15 protein-coding genes are annotated in these 16,497 nt (G+C 70.3%); 7 read left to right on the forward strand and 8 right to left on the reverse strand.

Annotation, left to right across the window (positions count from 1 at the left end):
* Nucleotides 1–8 precede the first annotated feature (8 nt).
* From ACWGIS_RS02120 to uppS, 3 genes are all read right to left on the reverse strand, one after another.
* Nucleotides 9–1,196 carry an FHA domain-containing protein gene (locus ACWGIS_RS02120; RefSeq protein ID WP_453360501.1) on the reverse strand — a complete coding sequence of 396 codons (1,188 nt, stop codon included), beginning with the start codon at nucleotides 1,194–1,196 and terminating at the stop codon, nucleotides 9–11.
* A gap of 321 nt (nucleotides 1,197–1,517) precedes the next feature.
* The gene (locus ACWGIS_RS02125; RefSeq protein ID WP_453360502.1) at nucleotides 1,518–2,981 is read right to left on the reverse strand and encodes an oxygenase MpaB family protein; all 1,464 of its coding nucleotides are present in this window, start codon (nucleotides 2,979–2,981) and stop codon (nucleotides 1,518–1,520) included.
* A complete protein-coding gene (gene uppS / locus ACWGIS_RS02130) occupies nucleotides 2,978–3,697 on the reverse strand; it encodes a polyprenyl diphosphate synthase (RefSeq protein WP_453360503.1) in 720 nt (239 codons plus the stop codon). The genes ACWGIS_RS02125 and uppS overlap by 4 nt, the downstream gene beginning before the upstream one ends.
* A 537-nt stretch (nucleotides 3,698–4,234) precedes the next feature.
* Between uppS and ACWGIS_RS02135 the strand changes: the two genes are divergently transcribed.
* The 3 genes from ACWGIS_RS02135 (at nucleotide 4,235) to ACWGIS_RS02145 (ending at nucleotide 5,843) form a co-directional block, all read left to right on the forward strand.
* Nucleotides 4,235–4,783 (forward strand): GNAT family N-acetyltransferase, encoded by a 549-nt coding sequence (locus tag ACWGIS_RS02135; protein ID WP_453360504.1) that lies wholly within the window; start codon nucleotides 4,235–4,237, stop codon nucleotides 4,781–4,783.
* Between the two features lie 221 nt (nucleotides 4,784–5,004).
* Complete coding sequence (locus ACWGIS_RS02140; protein WP_453360505.1) at nucleotides 5,005–5,289, forward strand: hypothetical protein; 285 nt, start codon at nucleotides 5,005–5,007, stop codon at nucleotides 5,287–5,289.
* 125 nt (nucleotides 5,290–5,414) lie between these two features.
* Nucleotides 5,415–5,843, forward strand: coding sequence for a hypothetical protein (locus ACWGIS_RS02145; protein WP_453360506.1), 429 nt, complete (start codon nucleotides 5,415–5,417; stop codon nucleotides 5,841–5,843).
* A 55-nt stretch (nucleotides 5,844–5,898) separates the two neighbouring features.
* Here the strand turns inward: ACWGIS_RS02145 and ACWGIS_RS02150 are convergent, their stop codons facing one another.
* Complete coding sequence (locus tag ACWGIS_RS02150; protein WP_453360507.1) at nucleotides 5,899–6,942, reverse strand: saccharopine dehydrogenase family protein; 1,044 nt, start codon at nucleotides 6,940–6,942, stop codon at nucleotides 5,899–5,901.
* 127 nt (nucleotides 6,943–7,069) lie between these two features.
* Here ACWGIS_RS02150 and ACWGIS_RS02155 point away from each other — a divergent pair, with 127 nt between their 5' ends.
* Nucleotides 7,070–8,005, forward strand: a complete 936-nt coding sequence (locus ACWGIS_RS02155; protein ID WP_453360508.1) for a helix-turn-helix domain-containing protein — start codon at nucleotides 7,070–7,072, stop codon at nucleotides 8,003–8,005.
* A 125-nt stretch (nucleotides 8,006–8,130) separates the two neighbouring features.
* On the opposite strand, the gene ACWGIS_RS02160 is transcribed toward ACWGIS_RS02155, so the two are convergent.
* Together ACWGIS_RS02160 and ACWGIS_RS02165 are read right to left on the reverse strand one after the other, a co-directional pair.
* Nucleotides 8,131–10,881: an ABC transporter substrate-binding protein gene (locus ACWGIS_RS02160; RefSeq protein WP_453360509.1), complete on the reverse strand. Its 2,751-nt coding sequence runs from the start codon at nucleotides 10,879–10,881 to the stop codon at nucleotides 8,131–8,133.
* 273 nt (nucleotides 10,882–11,154) lie between these two features.
* The gene (locus tag ACWGIS_RS02165; RefSeq protein WP_453360510.1) at nucleotides 11,155–11,556 is read right to left on the reverse strand and encodes an FKBP-type peptidyl-prolyl cis-trans isomerase; all 402 of its coding nucleotides are present in this window, start codon (nucleotides 11,554–11,556) and stop codon (nucleotides 11,155–11,157) included.
* A gap of 326 nt (nucleotides 11,557–11,882) precedes the next feature.
* On the opposite strand from ACWGIS_RS02165, the gene ACWGIS_RS02170 reads away from it, so the two are divergent.
* Both ACWGIS_RS02170 and ACWGIS_RS02175 read left to right on the forward strand, forming a co-directional pair.
* Nucleotides 11,883–12,776 carry a hypothetical protein gene (locus ACWGIS_RS02170; protein WP_453360511.1) on the forward strand — a complete coding sequence of 298 codons (894 nt, stop codon included), beginning with the start codon at nucleotides 11,883–11,885 and terminating at the stop codon, nucleotides 12,774–12,776.
* 417 nt (nucleotides 12,777–13,193) lie between these two features.
* Nucleotides 13,194–13,787 carry an Rv1733c family protein gene (locus ACWGIS_RS02175; protein ID WP_453360512.1) on the forward strand — a complete coding sequence of 198 codons (594 nt, stop codon included), beginning with the start codon at nucleotides 13,194–13,196 and terminating at the stop codon, nucleotides 13,785–13,787.
* A 222-nt stretch (nucleotides 13,788–14,009) separates the two neighbouring features.
* Here the strand turns inward: ACWGIS_RS02175 and ACWGIS_RS02180 are convergent, their stop codons facing one another.
* A complete protein-coding gene (locus tag ACWGIS_RS02180) occupies nucleotides 14,010–14,528 on the reverse strand; it encodes a DUF305 domain-containing protein (protein WP_453360513.1) in 519 nt (172 codons plus the stop codon).
* A 169-nt stretch (nucleotides 14,529–14,697) separates the two neighbouring features.
* A complete protein-coding gene (locus tag ACWGIS_RS02185; protein ID WP_453360514.1) occupies nucleotides 14,698–15,633 on the reverse strand; it encodes a DUF1996 domain-containing protein in 936 nt (311 codons plus the stop codon).
* A 443-nt stretch (nucleotides 15,634–16,076) separates the two neighbouring features.
* Here ACWGIS_RS02185 and ACWGIS_RS02190 point away from each other — a divergent pair, with 443 nt between their 5' ends.
* Nucleotides 16,077–16,469: a peptidase inhibitor family I36 protein gene (locus ACWGIS_RS02190; RefSeq protein ID WP_453360515.1), complete on the forward strand. Its 393-nt coding sequence runs from the start codon at nucleotides 16,077–16,079 to the stop codon at nucleotides 16,467–16,469.
* The last annotated feature ends 28 nt before the right edge of the window (nucleotides 16,470–16,497 follow it).

Genomic DNA, 16,497 nt, shown 5'->3' on the forward strand with positions numbered 1-16,497 from the left:
GCCCAACCTCAGTCCACATGCGTCAACTCGTCGCCGTACGCCGGATTTCTCGGTGGCTTGGCACGTACCCCCTCCGCACGCTCCTCCGGCCACCGCTGACCACTGCGACGCAGGACGACGCCCGGAACCAGTTCGATCTCGTCATCGGGACCGAAGGCGCGCGGTGCGCGGTTGCCCGGTACTGGCCCGTCCCCGGACGTGGGGCGCGGCAGGGCGCGCCACTCGGTGGGCGCACCGCCCGGGCGGACGGTGCGGATCCTGCTGCCCGCCGAGCTGGTGTCCACGACCCGCAGGGCGCCCGCACCGCAGATCAGCAGCAGGTGTTCCCGGCTGATCCTGCGCCGCCGGTCCCCGGCCAGCCAGCACTCCTCGATCCGCGCGAAGTGACCGCGCCCCAGCACGAATTGCCGGTCCTGCCCGTCGCGGACCTCGGTGACGTTCTCCCAGGCGCGGCAGGTGCCGTCCACGAGGATCTTCAGCTGGACGCGGCGGCGCCGAGGCCCGGTGTCCGTCAGCAGCGTTCGGTGGGTACGGCACACCACCTTGCCGCCCTGGATCGCAGGGCTGGGCCGGCACTCCGGGCGCGGGCAGCGCCAGGACCGGCCGAGCACGTCCGAACGGGGCCGGCCTTTGAAGTCCAGCAGGTTCCGGGCCTTGAGCGTGTCCCGCTCGCCCTCCCGGGACACCTGACGGTCGGCGAAGACTCCCATGTCCCGCAGGACCAGCCGCACCGGGCCGCCCGCCACGCGTTCGGGCCGCAGGAAGTGTTCATGGTCCCCCTGCACCCACTCGTGCTCGCCCCGGTGCCCCGTGAAGTTGTCGCTGCTGATCACTCGGGTACCGAACGCCCTGGCGTGGTCGAGGAGGTCCGGGTCGGCCTTGGCGATGGCGGCGATCAGGCCGCGATCCCGCCATTCCCGCAGCAGCGCGCCCTCCGCGGGGTCGCCGAACTCACCGTCGTACCGCGGGTGCAGCAGGCTGTTGTCCGCGATCGCGTGGACGGTGACCTCCGGGTCGCCGGTGAACTCGCACAGGGCCCGCAGGACCAGCCGCAAACGGCGCAACTCCCGCGCGGAGCCGCCGCCGAGATTCCGGTCCCGGACGACATTGGACAAGTCGACCAGATAGTTGGCCTCTTGCGCCGTGCCCGTCAGATGGCGCTCCATGCGGCGCAGTGCCGCCATGTCGCTCGTCACGCCTCTCGTCCCCCACAACTCCTCGGCGCACCTTGCGTGGAGAGGCTAGCGTTCCGGGAACCCTTATGCCGTGATATCCGGCATTCCCGCCGGGAGCGGGAGCGGGAGCCGGAGCGGCGCGTGGGCGCGGCCACCGCCCGTACTGCGGCGCGTCCCTGCCGGGCACCTTGCCACCGGCTCATCGCTGAGCCCTCGCCCCCCGGGCCGCACACACCGCAACAGCCCGCGCGCCTGGCCGAGTCCGGCCGGCCGCGCGGTGTCCGGGACGGTCCACGTCGCTGGTCGTCCTGTCTCACGACTGGGCGCAAGGCCGGCAGCAAGTCAGGCGTCGGCGAGGAGGGGGTCGTACGCGGTGTTCGTGCGGCGGCCCGACATGAAGGAAAGGAAGTCGCCCACGAAGGCGCTCTGGCTGTAGGTGCCGTCGGTGGTGGCGAGGTCGCGGTGGAAGCCGGTACGGAAGAGGGCCCGGTACTCGTCGGCGTCGATGGTTCCGCTGCTGTCCTTGTCGGTGGCCTCGAAGAGGACCTCGGCGACGCGGATGAGCGCGGGTCCGGCGAGGGAGGGGACGGCGGCGGCGTACTCGTGGGCGCTGACGCGGCCGTCGCCGTCGGTGTCGAGGGCGGCCTGGAGTTCGCGCCACCAGGCGGCGAAGGCGTCGTAGAGCCGGCTCTCCTGGGGCTCGTCCAGGTCCAGGCGGGTGGAGAGTTCGCGGGCCATCGCGGCGAGGTCCGGCCAGTCGAGGTGGCCGTCGCCGGTCTGGTCCAACACCTTGCGGAAGAACTCCTCCGCCGAACGCCGGTTCTCCACCGTGCTGTCCGAGGGCGCCGGGTCGGGGTCGGGGGTGCCGCCCAGTGGTGTGAGGAGGCGCAGCAGAGCCGAGGCCCGCTTCATGCGGGAACGCAGGGCGGTCACTGTCCGGGCGCGAGGGTCGTCGCTGTCGGGCGAGAGCGAGAGGGCTTCGATGATGCTCTCGGCGTTGATCCAGCCCGCGGGCAGGAAGCGGGCCAGCCCCGCGGCGAGGTAGGCGCCCTGCATGAGGGCCGCGGCACCGGGCATGTCCGGCAGGCCGGCCCGGCGCCGGTAGGACTCGGGTAGCGAGGCGACGGTGATCGCACCGAACAGCGGACCCGCGACGGCCCGGCCGGCTGCCCACAGCGTGGGCGCGCCGTCGAGCAGTGCCGGGGCGGGCAGGTGGTCGAACAGCCGGTAGAGGATGACGCGGGCCGCCTCGGTGTTCTCCAACTCCGTTTCGACGACCCGGTCGAAGTACCGCCAGAAGTCGACGAGTTCCTCGGGGAGTTCAGCGGCGTCGCCGTCGAGCGCGGCGAGGAACCCGCGGAACTCGGCGTACAAGCGCTCCATGGTGTCCTGGTCGAGCGGCTGGCCGCTCAGCCGGCACATGGTGACGGCGCTCTCGAAGAGAGTGGCGACCACCCAGGCGCGGGTCGCGCGGTCCATGGCGTCATAGGCGCGGCCGCGGGTGTCGGAGCCGCTCATGCGGGCGTGCAGCCGGTTGAGGCGGGCGGCCTCCCGTTCGCGCACGGCCGGGTCGGCTCCGAACATGCGCCGCATGCTGAGGAAGGTGTTGCGCAGTCGGCGCCAGGGGTGGGCGACGAAGGTGGAGTTGTCGATGAGAGCGGCGCCGATCTGCGGGTGAGCGGCCTCCAGCACGGTGGCGCGAATCATGGCGAGCGCCCAGCGTGGATCGTTGAAGAAGGCGTTGAACTGCGACTGCGGCCCGAACAGGGGCACTTCGTCGGCCGTTCCCGTGGTTTCGGTGCTCATGAGGGGTCTCCGTTCGTCCGGGGGGCGACGCCGCCGAAGCGTCGGTCGCGGCGCCGGTATGTCTGCAGGCAGGCGAGGAAGTCGGGGGCCCGGAAGTCCGGCCAGAGCACCTCGGGGAAGACCCACTCGGCGTAGGCGACCTGCCAGAGCATGAAGTTGGAGATGCGCTGCTCGCCGGAGGTGCGGATCACGAGATCTACGTCCGGTGTGTCGGCGAAGGGCAGGTGGTCCGCGAAGAGCCGCTCGGTCACCTCGTCGGCGGGCGTCCCGCTGCGGATCAGGGACCTGGCGGCCTCCACGATGTCCCGGCGCCCTCCGTGGCCGAAGGCGACGGTCAGCGTCATGCCCTGGTTGTCGGCGGTCAGTACCGACAGATCGTCGAAGTCCCTGGCGAGTTCGCTGGGGATGCGCGGATCGGCGACCCCGAGGAAGCGGCAGCGGATGCCACGGGCCAGCAGCAGCGGCGCATGCTTGCGCACGACTCGCCGCACCAGCCGCATCAGATAGTCGACCTCGGGACCGGGGCGGTTCCAGTTCTCGGTGGAGAAGGCGTACAGGCTCAGCCACTCCACACCGGCGGCCCGGGCCGCCTCGATGGTGTCGATGACGGTGGTCTCGGCTGCCCGGTGCCCCGCTGTCCGGGGCAGCGAACGCCGTTGCGCCCAGCGGCCGTTGCCGTCCATCACACAGGCCACGTGCCGAGGTACGGCACGCATCGGCGCCTCGCGTTCCCGGCTCGGGCCTTCTGCCTGCCGCGGTTCGCCGGGACCGTCGCCGTACTGTCGTCCGCCCGGCCGGTCCTTCGGCGCGGCGCGTGCGCGCGGTACGTCGTCAGCCCACACGCCCGGATCCGCCTGGTCCCGAGCGGTACGTTCCGTCGTACCGTGCTCGGCCATGCTGCCCCGTTCCACTGCCACCGCCCCGCCCACGCCCCACGCCCTGTTGCCCGTTCCGTTTCGAGGATCTTCGCAGCGCGAGAGGCGTGTTCCGGGCCGAACGGATCATCCTCACCCATGGTTCGTGGGTTCGAGTGCCTCGCACCGACCGGCGCAGGAGCAGGCGTATCCGAACGTCCACAGCGCCTTGTGCCGTCCCCGGAGGCAGAGGGTGACGGCTTGCGGCCTCGGGGGCATTGGGCTTCGGGCTTGCTGTCCTGGCGGTTCGGCTGGTGGACGCGACCGGGACGATCACCATGTCCGCCGAGGCCGTAAAGAGGTGGACAGCACTCCGGTGCTGGGCGAGCATCTCCCGCGATGAACAGCACAGTTATCGCCATCCCCAAACGCGTCCGCTTCGTCGAGCTCGGTGAAAAGGCGCTGCGGGCGCTTGCCGACGGTGACCTCGCCGGCGGCAGCGCCGCGGCCGGAGTCACCCTTGACGAGTACTTCGTCTGCGACAGGGCCCGTTGGATCTTCGGCTATCGCGCCGACCAACTCGCCAAGGACCCGTCTGCCACGCCCTGGATCACGCGGGCCGTGGTGTCCGAGCCGGACGGGGCCGTCGTCGGTGACGCGGGGTTCCACGGGCCGCCGGACGAGGCCGGCGCGGTCGAGGTCGGCTACACCGTCGTGCCCGGGTACCGCCGCCAGGGCTATGCCCGCGCCATGCTGAGGGCGCTGCTCGTCAGGGCCGCCGCGGAACCCGGTGTCAGGACCGTGCGAGCCACTATCAGGTCCGACAACAGCGCCTCCCTGGCCACCATCAAGGGTTTCGGTTTCACGCGCGTCTGCGAACGGGGGAACGAGCGCGACGGACTCGAGATCGTCTTCGAGGTGCCGGCAGACGCGATGCAGGGCGAGTAGCTTCACGGCCTCGGCGGAGAAGCTGGGCACTCGTCCTCGTCCGCGAAACCGTCCGTTGATCACCCACCAGCCGAACGGCCAGGCCAGCACACCCGAAGCTCAATATCCCCGAGACCGTCGGGCGGCGCGATTAAAGTGGGTGAGTGACGATGACTTCGCCGCAAGGCCCCCTGACAGGACCCGGTGCTCGGCGCCCTTCGAGCGCGGGAGGGGAGCGGCGTGTGTCACCGAACGCGGGCGCGCGGGAACGTGGTGGGGAGTTGCCGCCCCAGCGGGCAGGCACGTCCGGTTCGCGCAGTGTCGCGGAGAGGCCGGAGGACGCCTCCACGGTTCGGCTGACCGTCATGGCGACGGTGGGGACGTTGTTCACCGCGGTGTTCCTGGGCTGGCTCTGGGGAACGATCGCACCTCAGCCTCCGATTCTTGCGACCTTCGTCCAGGACTCCGTCGGTGTGACGCATTCGCTGGTGGAACGGCAGGCGCAGCACCTGTCGCGGGGAAACTGAGGCGACCTCGCGTGCAGCAGTGATGCGGTCCCACCGCGCAGGCTCGTTGACGCTAGTGTGCGGCTGCGAGAGCCGCGCGGGTGGGGCGTAAGCCGACTCAGGTCCTCACGCGTACCGGATCTCCAGTGACCGACGAGGAAGACGAAGGATCGATGACGCTCAATGTGGGGCAACGAGTGCGGCTGGCGGCGGACCTCCGGTTGGCCGGGTCCGTGACCCCTGCGGAGGTGGGGGAGAGCGTGGAGGAACCCGTCGCCTTCGCCGCCTCACTGGCCTTGGCGGCGGGCATCGAGGGGACCGTCGAGCATGTGGCGGAGCATCACCGGCAGGAGAGCCACGAGGTCAGTGAGTACCTGCGCCTGAAGTCGCTCCTCGACTCCTTCGGCCACGAGATGCCCTCGGCGAGCAGAAACCAACTGGAGGAGCAGGTGGGCGCCTTGGAGGAGCAGTGGGTCGCCCACCAGCGACAGATGCTCCGGGTCACAGTCCGCGTCCGGCTCGACAACGGGTTCGTCCTCGACGACGTCCCCGAGGAGGCTTTCGCCGCCGCCTGATCGGCCCGTCCGCGTCGTGCTGAGGCGCGCCCCGGCGGACCGTGTAGCGGTGACGTCAGGCGTGCTGCCTGTGCGGGTGCAGGTCGAGTGAGATGTGCGGGGCCAGCGCGTGCAGGAAGTCGGGGGCATCGAAGATCTCGCCGGCGGAGACGACGCCGACGGCCTTGACGCGACCGGTCAGGACGCGTTCGAGGGCCTCCGCGACGAGGGGCGCGGTGACGGCGTAGATGTCCTGGCCGCGGGCGGTGGCCCGGCGCTCGGCCGAGCCGCGGCGCACGACCACGTCGACGAGGAAGGTCTGGTCGGAACGCCCGCTCCCGTCGGCGGCGGTGGGAGCCGGTGTGTGGGGGGCGGCCACGTCGCGGGCCGCCTCGGCGCTCATGTAGGTGGTCACGTCCGGGATGGTCAGGTGCTGGGCGACGGTGACGACGTCCGCCATGGTGAACTCCCCGATCACCTGCCGCGGTCCCACGGGCTCCGGGAAGGTCCACTCCAGGGTGGGCGGGGCGTCGGTGAGGCGCTCCCACTGCCCGCCGACGTAGCGCACACGGTGGTCGCCGCGTCGCTCACGGGAGACCGCGCCCGAGAGCCGGGTGCCGGCGGTGGGGTGCCAACTGCTGAGCGCGTAGGCGATGTGGGCCTCGTCGGCACGCGTCCAGTCGCCCATGGCGGCGGTGACCAGCAGGTCGCCGAGGCCGCCGAAGAAGGCCATGGCCGGGACGATGACCGCTCGCGCCTCCAGGGCCCGTTCGCGGTAGTGGGCGAAGGTGTCCAGATTGGCTTCGAGCTCGGCGGCCACGTCCAGGTAGGGAATGCCCGCGCGGAGCGAGGCCTCGATGACGGGGCCGGTGGTCGACGCGAAGGGGCCTGCGCAGTTGATGACCGCCGCCGTCCCCGCCAGGGCCCGGTCCAGCGAAGCCGGGTCATCGGCCGAGGCCACCCGGGCCTCCAGCCGGTGTGCGCGGGCCAGTTCCCCCAAGGCCTGCACGTTGCGCCCGGACAGCACCGGGACGAACCCACGCGCGGCCAGCTCCGCGACCACGAACCGCCCGGTGTGACCGTACGCGCCGAACACCGCCACCGACTGACCTGACCCCATGAGACTCTCCCCGTGTACGCGAGACGCGCGCCGCGCTGCGAACCGCTGCGCCCTGACACACACATCCTGTCGTCGTGGCAGCCCCCGCACGACTGTCGGAAACGACATGACGCGTACAGTTTCGGACATGCCCGCTGTCGCACTGGCCGTCACCGACGGCATGCTCCACTACGAACTGTCCGTGGCGCTCGAGGTCTTCGGAAGCGACCTGACCCACATCGTCGACCCCTGGTACGACTTCTCCGTCTGCGGAGACGGGCCGGTACACGTCGGCCGCTTCCTCCTCGAACCCGACCACGGACTCGACCACCTCAAGCGCGCGGACACGGTGATAGTCCCGGGGTGGGCCGACACCGACCGGGAACCGCCCGCCGAACTGGTCGAGGCGGTGCGCGGCGCCCACGAGGCCGGCGCCCGCGTGGCCTCACTGTGCACGGGCGCCTTCGTTCTCGGCGCGGCAGGACTGCTGGACGGCAGGCGTGCCACCACGCACTGGGCCCACACCGGCGAGCTGGCCCGGCGCCACCCCGCGGCCACCGTGGATCCGGACGTCCTCTACGTCGACAACGGCGACGTGCTGACCTCCGCGGGCAAGGCCGCCGCCATGGACCTGTGTCTGCACCTGGTCCGCCTCGACCACGGCGCGGCCGACGCCAACAAGATCGCCCGCCGGCTGGTCATTCCACCCCACCGCGACGGCGGCCAGGCCCAGTTCATCACCACCCCCCTCCCGGCCCCGGGCAACCACCCACTGGGTGAGCTGTTCCCCTGGGCGCTGGAGCGTCTGGACCAACCGCTCACCGTGGAGGACCTGGCGCGCCAGGCACGCATGAGCTCACGCCATCTCGGCCGCTACTTCAGACACCTCACCGGCACCACACCACTGCAATGGCTGCATACCCAGCGCATCCGCCACGCCCGGGAACTGCTGGAGACCACCAACGCCACGGTGGACGCCATCGCGGCGGCCACCGGCATGGGCACCGCCACCACCCTGCGCCGTCATTTCCACCGTAGTGTCGGCGTCCCGCCCGACACCTACCGCCGTACCTTCCGCTCCTGAGGGGTGTGACTCGCGGAGTCCCGCCGGTACGACGGTGGCGCGGCCCGAACTGGGTTGCCTGTGAGGTCAATCGAGGCGTGTGCAATCGTCGGCGGGATCGACGGCCACGACGTGCGGCGCATGTGCTACTGGGCGGCGCAGGCACCGTCTTCCGGGCGGTCGATCCGGTCCTGCCGGTAGGCCCCGCATGCCAGGGCCACCTTGGGCCCCTGGTCCGACTGGCGCAGCAGGACGAGGGTCTTGTTCCGTGGAGGCATGTTGCTTCCCTGACCGTAGGAGACGTAGCCGGTGGCGCCGTCGAAGGTGATGCCGCTCCGCAGTGCGGTGAGCATGGCGTTGGGGTCCAGGTCGCCCTGGCCGGAGACCGCCATGTCCGCGGCGCGGGACAGGACGTGGAAGGCGTCGTACGACACTGCGGAGTGGCCGTCGTCGCGCCAGGGGTCGTCCTTGGCGGCTCCGGGCACGAAGCCGTCGTACACGTCGACGAACTGCTTGGTCTTGTTGTCGGTGGCGCCGTCGCCGGCCGGCATCCGGTGCGCCGAGTAGTACAGGCGCAGCCAGGTCTTGTCGTTGAACTCGCCGGTGAGCGCCACGTTCGTCAGCTCGTTGCCGCCGAGCATGGTGATGTCGCGGTCCGTGCAAGTCCCCTGGGTGTCCAGGGCGTTGACGAAGGCGACGAAGTCGCGGGCGCGCGCGGACCAGTAGACGATCGTGGGTTCGGAACCGCGCAGGGCGTCACACACGCTCTCGGCGAGGTCGTGGGCGCTCTTCATCTTCGGAGTGCCCGCGGGCGCGCCGGAGAAGTCGCTGGTCTGGGAGAAGTTGATGAGGTGGCTGGTGCCGTGGAAGTCACCGCGGAACTTGTCGGCGAGGCTCTTGCTGTACAGGTCCGCGGGGCTCTGGATGACGACGGCCCGTTCGGCCGGCTCGCACCCGCCGGAAGGGCGGGCGATGACGGGGGAGTTGGAGGCGAAGTTGGCCGCGATGAGGGCTTCGGTGCTGTTGAGCGGCGTGAACGGCCAGTAGTTGGCGCTGACCAGCATCTCGTCCGCGGTGGCGGTGGTCCCGATAACGGGGAGGCCGGCCTGCTCCAGGATCTTGAGGGCTTCTCGCGTGGCCTCCTTGCTCTGGGCGAAGCCGAGTACGCCGATCACCTTCTCGTACGTCGGGCTGCCGGTGCCCTGGCCGGCCCCCCTGACCTGGTCGACGAGCTTCCGTGCCTCCTGCTCGGCGCGTGCGAAACCCTCGCCGCTCGGGCGTACGTCGACCCGGAGCGGCACCCGGGAGTCGTCGGAGATCGCGTCGTCGTTAAGCTTGCGCTGCCACATGGCGATACCGCGCAGCTCCGGAATCGTTCCGTCGAACAGCGTGTCCGTCTTCGATGTCGGACCGTTCGATGTGAACGCGACGACCGTGCGAACGGTCTTGCCCTGCGCCGCGAAAGCCTCGGCCCGCCGGTTCTGGGCGTGGATCTCCGCCAGCGTCTGGTCGTACCACTGCTTGGGGTGCAGCGGGACGGGCCGGTTGTACCTGCTTCCCGCGACCGGCATGTCACCGGCCACGCACCTGCTGTTCTCCGGGGTGTCCGGGATGAACGCCTGGGCAGCGCCGATTCCTGTCAGCGCCAGGGCCAGCACGGTGCCGCCGGCCACCCCCGCGGTCATCAGGCGGCCGCTGACGCGGTAGGTCGCCGGTGACGTGGGGCGGATGAACAACCCTTCCCGGGTGAACGGCTCTTCCTTCAGCCGTACCAGGATCACCTCGGAGCCGGACTGGTGCAGCAGGCGTCCCGCCGGGGTGAGACCGGACACGGGTGGATTGCCGAGGTCCGACAGCAGTTGCTGCGAGGGCCTTCCGATCGCGATGACCAGCGGCCCCGGCGACTGGGTGCTGCTCCTGCGCTCACGGTGGAACGCCCGCAGGAAGCGCTCCACGGCCACGGCACTCGGTCTGTCCTGCCGGGGCAGCTGGACCAGTAGCACCGGACGTGCGGTGCGGCGGCGTTGCAGAGGACGCCATCTGCCGATCGCGGGCGCCTTCAGGTCCTCCAGCAGTGCTCGCGTGAGCAGCGCCTCAAGGGCGGCCAGCGACTCCTGGTGCCGGGGATGGTCGAGGGGCAGCACGAGCCGCGACATCTGCCGGTCGGCCACTTCGTCCATGACCGCGAAGAGCGTCTCGGCATCACCGGTCATGCCCAGCATCCCGCCGAGCCATCGCTGACGGGCGGGGCGGAACAGGCGCGGCTTGCGTACCATCCGCCGGGTCTTGCGCCGCTCCCACCACCAGCGGGGGAGCGTCCGCGTGATCCCGTGCCACAGGGAGCCGAGCAGCCAGCCGCGCAGCCCGCCGACCGGCGGCGACTCACCGCCGCCGAGCGCCCAGAGGGCGGCCTGCAGGCGTCCTTCGCGCCGCTGCTGGCGGTTGAGGCGCAACTGCTCGTGCGCATGATCGCGCAGCGCGGCCGCTCCCGGAGCCTGCCGTTCCTCCGCGTGCGCCCGGATGTAGGCGACCGAATCCCACAGGGGCCAGAAGCCCGGCAGCCGGTCGGGTGTCATGTGCCTGGGCATCCCCCGGCCCAGTCCGCGGGCCGCGGCGCCGGACAGCAGCGCGGAGGCGTCGTCGGCCGTCGGAAGCGTGTACGGGACGAGCTTCGCGTCCTGTTGACCGCGGAGCGCCCGCTCGAGCGCCTCGACGAGCCGCCGGACCCGGCGGTCGTAGTCGACGTCGTCGCCGGCGACGTCCAGGATCAGCAGAGGCGGTGTGTGGGCGAGCATGTCCCGGTCGGCGGGTGAGACCGCCTGACGGAACTCGCGGACGAAATCGTCGGCACCCTCGTCGTCCGGAAATCCGCTCGACTCATGATGAGGCCCGGCCATGGAAGATCCCCCTCAAATCCCCCTGGGCAGGCCCATTTCCCCGGCCTGCCGTGACTGTACTGAGGTGGAGAGGTTACTCGCGGTGCTCGCCCTTCCAGACCCCTTCACCTGAAGTGCTTTCGTTCATCAGGAAGACGGACGGACGAGCGGACCCGAAGCCATCGCTGCGTTCGCTGTGCGTCGCGCGGGCGGGAGTTGTGTGGTCGTCGCCGGAGGGCACTGGCGCCTCACGGCATTTCGTGGACGCAGCCGTGCTCAGTACGGGCCGGTCTGTCAGGGCCTCGCTCCAGGGGGGCCGCCGACGACCGTTAGCAGGTCCACGACGAAGATCAGCGTCGAGCCCGCGGGGATCAGGGCGGAGGGCGACTGCTTGCCGTAACCGAGACGCGGGGGAACGATGATCTCGCGTCGCCCGCCGACCTTCATTCCGCGCACGCCCCGGTCCCAGCCCTTGATGACCTTGCCGCCGCCCACGGCGAACTTGTACGGCCGGTCCGCCTCCCAGGAGGAGTCGAACTCCCTGCCGGACGCGAACGTGACCCCGACGTAGTGCACCTGGACGACCCTGCCCGGCAGCGCCTCGGGTCCGTCCCCGATCACGAGGTCCCGGATCGTCAGCTCGGTGGGCGGGGCACCCTCAGGAACCTCGATCGTGGGCTTCGTCGGTTCGCTCATCACAGTCCCTCGTTCGCCATCGGAATCTCTCGCACGGGTCGGCCGTCCACACGGACCCCGCGTGCGGCGGCGATCACGCTACCGGCAAAGCCCGTGCCTCCAGGCGCACCCATGCCACGGATCGCGGCTCCCGCGTCCGGGAGCATCGCAGCGAGAAGGGGACACATCCCGCGGGCGGCGGAGGCGGGTGCCCTACGTCCGCGAGGGGGTGCGTCGCGTTCACCGGGGCGTCGCTGACTGCTTCGCTGCCTCGTTGCCCGAGCCTCGCTCAGTGGTCGCTCGATCCGGTTGGGCGTGGTGAGGCCGTGCCGATAGGCTCCTCCGTCATGCCGATAAGCCTCCGCAAGTCAGCCCTGCCCGCCGCATCCGCCGCTCTGCTGCTGACGGCCGTGACGGGTTGTTCGTCCGGCTCCGACGACGAGGCGTCAGGACTGCTGGCGGCCCTGGGGAAACTGTCCGACGACGCCGCCTCGGCCGAGGTGCTCTACATGGACCCCGCGCTCGCACGAAAGCATGGCGACGCCAAGAAGTACGACGCCATCACCCAGCCGCGCATCACGACGGCGAGCGCATACGACCCCCGGCCTTGGGGCAAGCAGCTGAAGCCGTCCCGGATCGACAGCTCCGTCGAAAGCGCCAACGCCGGGCTCCTGAAGGGCCCGTTCGACGCGGATGCCCTCATCAAGTCGTTGAAGTCCGACGGTTACCAGCAGCGGGAGAAGGACGGCCGGAAGTTCTGGCAGCGGTCCGGCACGAAACAACCGTTGTTCCAGGTCTCGGACGACGAGGTCTCCTACTCCATGGGCGGCGCCGACGCCCTGGCTGACGTCGACCCCGATGACGGCGCCTCCCTGGCCGACAACAAGGACTATCAGCGCGTCGCCGAATGCCTCGGCGACGTCTATCGCGCCGATGTCATGCCACTGACGGCCGGAAAGCGAGTGCGACTCTCCGCACTCGGCCAACGGGTTTCCGCCGGAGGCCGGAACACCGAGGTGATGTGCGTCGTGGCCAAGGACAGGGCTACCGCCGACAGTGCCGTCGACGAGCTGCGGGCCACCGTCCGCGACGAGGCACCGGACTTCGACGGCGCGAAAGTGACAATCGTGAAGGGCGACACGTCGGTGGTGCGAGTGACGGTCCCGGACTCCGGTACGCAACGACCGGGCCGGCTGGTCACCCAGGACCTGCAGCTGTGGATGGCCCTCCCCGGCGTCTGACCGCGGCGTCCTGACCGGGTCCGAGTGCGGCGATGACATCGGCGCGACGGTTCTGTCGACGCTCGACGCTCGACGCTCGGCGTCGCCGCCGGGTGCTCTTACACGTGCCATGTGCTGGCAGTCCGCCGCTCACGAGGGCACCCCCGCTGCGCGACACCGTCGCGCTCGGCACGGTAGGGGCGCTGCGGTTGCCTCCGGCCCCGAGGCACATCGCGGCTGAACCGCACGGTCACCGGGTACGGTCGCCCCGTGACCAGGGGTGACCGGATGCAGAAACTTCCCGTCATCAGGGCCGAACGGCCCCTGAGTCCTCTCGTGCCCGGACCGGGTGCACCCGAGACCCCCGACCGCTCAGCACATGCGGTCATGGCCCACCCGATGTCACCTTGTAGGGGGACGACCGGGAGGTGCAGTCCGATGCCGGAGGCGGAGTACGCGAGCACCAGACGACACCTGATGTGGCGGTGGCGGAGCAATCCGCTGCGGCGGCACGCCGACGTCGTCGAGGCATGGATCGTGGTGGCGGTATGGGCGGCCGTCTCGCTGGGCGGCACGTTCGTCGGCGCGATGACGGCGCACGGTATCGACCAGTCCTTCGCGGAGCGGCGGGCCGCACTCCGCCCCGCGCAGGGCGTGCTCCTGGAGAGCACCATGGACGCCGTCCCGATGGCCGAGGGACCTCAGCGGATCAGTGTGCGGGCGGAGGTCCGCTGGACCGCTCCGGACGGTGGCACGCACACCTCCCGAGCGTGGGTGGACGCCGGTCGGGAGGCGGGTGCGATCGTGCCCGTATGGACCGACGGTCAGGGCCGGCTCACCCGGGAACCGCCCTCGGCGGGTGAGGCGGCGACGGAGTCCGCGCTCCTGGGTGCCGGCGCGGGCGCCGCCTTCGGTGGCATGACGTACGCCGGCGGACGGGCCGTACGGTGGCGGCTGGACCGTCGGCGCTACGACCTGTGGGCGCGGGAGTGGGAGACGGTCGGGCCGCGCTGGCGACGCCGGACGACGTGACCGCGTGCCCTGGACGACGTGACCGTGTGCGTCCTGGGCGACCGGACCGCCTGCGCCCGGACGTCCTAGCCGGCGAGCGAGGGACAGCCGACCGGTGGGAAACGGACCGCCGAGCCCTCGCATCACCCTCTTCTCGTGGACCGATGCGAGGGGCCTTGAACGAACTCTGCCCATGGTCGTAAGGACCTGCCCCGGCACGTGAGTCGGTGCAGGGCAGAGCTGTCAGAGGTGGCCGAGGTCGCGCAGGGCGTTCGTGGCGTCCGCTCCCGCCTTGCGGGCGGCCTCTTGAACGTCTGCGCTCGCCTCGGCCTCTTGAATGCTTGAGGCCAGTTTTCGTACCTGGCTGTAGTGGTCGTGCAGGGCGGACCGTGCGAGGACGTCGAAACGCACTCCGTTGGCGCTCTCCAAGGCTCGCAGCTGCCCTTCGTCCACCATGCCGGGCATGTCGTGGCCCTTGTGCGGATTGTCGTCGGCTGCGCCTCTGGCGGCGAGCAGGGCCCGTAAGGCCGAGAGCTCGGCCCCATTGCGGTCCGAGGCGCCGGCGGCCCAGGTCTTGAGCTTCGTGCTTGCGCTCTGCCCCGGTACCAGATCGAGAAGCCGTTGCGTCTGACCGTCCATCGCGATCATCAGCTGTATCCAACCGAGATCCGTGGCGTTGAAGCTCCCCGCGGAGGCGACGGCATGGCCTTGGGTCGCGCCGAGGGCGGGGGAGCGCTGACCGGGTTCAACTGTTGAGGTCATGGAGGGAACGGGCTGTTGTGGGGAGTGGGCACACCCCGACACGCTCAGTGCGCAGAGCAGAGCGGCGGCCAGGGTCCTACCTGCTCCAGCGACGGTGGGTGTCGTCATCGCTGTTCCTCTGCTTCTCGGTGCTCTGGCGTGTCGGGGCTGGGTGCCTGGGGACGGAGGATCAGGAGGGGTTGCCCTCCGCTCCGCACTTGACGATGGCGTTGATGCAGTTCGTGACCCTGCGGGCGAGCTCGTTCTCGGGCCACGCGTTGAAGAAGTCACCGTGCATGGTGTACCCGGGTCCCGACGCGAGCCGCAGGCCCTGGGTGGAGCCCGAAACCGGGTAGCGCAGGACCTGGCGCAGCTTCGGCACGGGAACGGGATGGCTGGTCGGGCACTCGCCGTTGACCGGGTAGGACATGTGGCTCTTGTGGTCGGCGGAGTCCAGGTCCTTACCGTTCCAGCATTGCGGGAAGTCCAGGTACGACTCCAGCATCGACCCTGCGGGGCAGGTCACGAAGTCCTTGGAAGGGTTGACCTCGCCGTGGTGCAGGCAGGACCAACGAGCCACGGACGTGGGGTCGTTGGTGCCCGTGGCCTTCGCGTTCCCGGCTACGATCCGCAGCCCCTGCGGGAAGGGGCGTATGCGCTGGATGACGTCGTCCCGGACCCCTTCACCGAGGTAGTAGAAGGTGGTGCCGGTGGGCTCCACCGGCTGATCGTTCCGGTAGAGCGTCGGCACCCAGTACGAAGACGTGTCCACCGCCGGGCTGCACGTGGACGACGAGCGGAGCAGGTCCGTGACGTTCGTGTGGGCGTTCGTCACCCGGCTCCCGAAGAAGCTGTGCATGTGAGAGGCGCCGGGGAGGCCGGGGAAGACGATCGGGTCGTCGGGCAGCCGGTGGCTGTAGGGGCACTCGGCGAGGAACTCCGCCACCCGGATGACCTGGGCTCCCTGGGGGGTGGCGTGGAAATCCCCGGCCTTCGGCTCGGGACCGGGTGAAGGGGCGCCGCTGTACAGAGCGGCGAACAGAAGACCGAGTGCGGCCAGGGCCGTCGACCAGGCGCGGTGCTTGCGGCGGCGGTCTGTGGGAGGGCGTGGGGGATTCCTCAGCACGGCACTCCTCCTTGGAAGAAGTGGTGGGGGACGTCTGCCGGGACCGGTACCGGAACCGGTTCCGGGCCTGCGCCGAGTGAAGGGCACATGTCATGTAGGCGTCAATAGTTCTCGTAGCGATTGATACGGTCCGGCTCTCGGGCGCCTTCAACAAATCAAGCCACCACGGAAAGCCCCCGGTTCGGTCGCACGAGCGGCTCGCGGTCCCGTGCGAGCCGCCGTCGACGGCGGTGAGGGTGCTCGCAAGCACCCGCTTGTGGTGGTCGAGCGGGCTCCGCGCCGCGATCGGGTTGACCGCCTCGCCGACAAGGACTGGTGAGAGCCGGTTTCCCTGCCCTGAACGGCACGGGCAACGGGAAACGGGTCGCCCGGTGCCGAGAGGCGGCACGACATTGGAGGTGTTCGACAGACCAGGCACCATCATCGATCACGGGGAGACGACAGTGCGTTTCAAGAAGATCGCCGCGGCGGGAGCCGTCGTGGCGGCCACCCTGGCCGGAACCGTCGCGACGTCGGGCTCCGCCCAGGCAGCGGGACACAACGGCGTCTGCGAGGCGGCCGAGATGTGCATGTACTGGGGCGGCAACCTCAGCGGCTCCTTCCACGACTACTACTACTCCACCAGTGACTTCGGCAGCGACGTCTTCCTGTCCGGGGGTTCCGGCCAGGGCGAGCGGGTGAAGAACAACTCGGCGTCGGCGTACAACCGCTGGAGCCCGCTGGGCCGCGTGTACTACAACGAGAACTTCAGCGGTTCCTACGACGACGTGCCGGCGTACGGCTCGGTCAACCTCGTGAGGACCTGGAACGACAACGCGTCGTTCAACTGGGTGTGATCAGCGCACTTCGCGGCCGCAGGGGCTC

It is taken from the genome of Streptomyces sp. NPDC054842 (genome assembly GCF_053611025.1).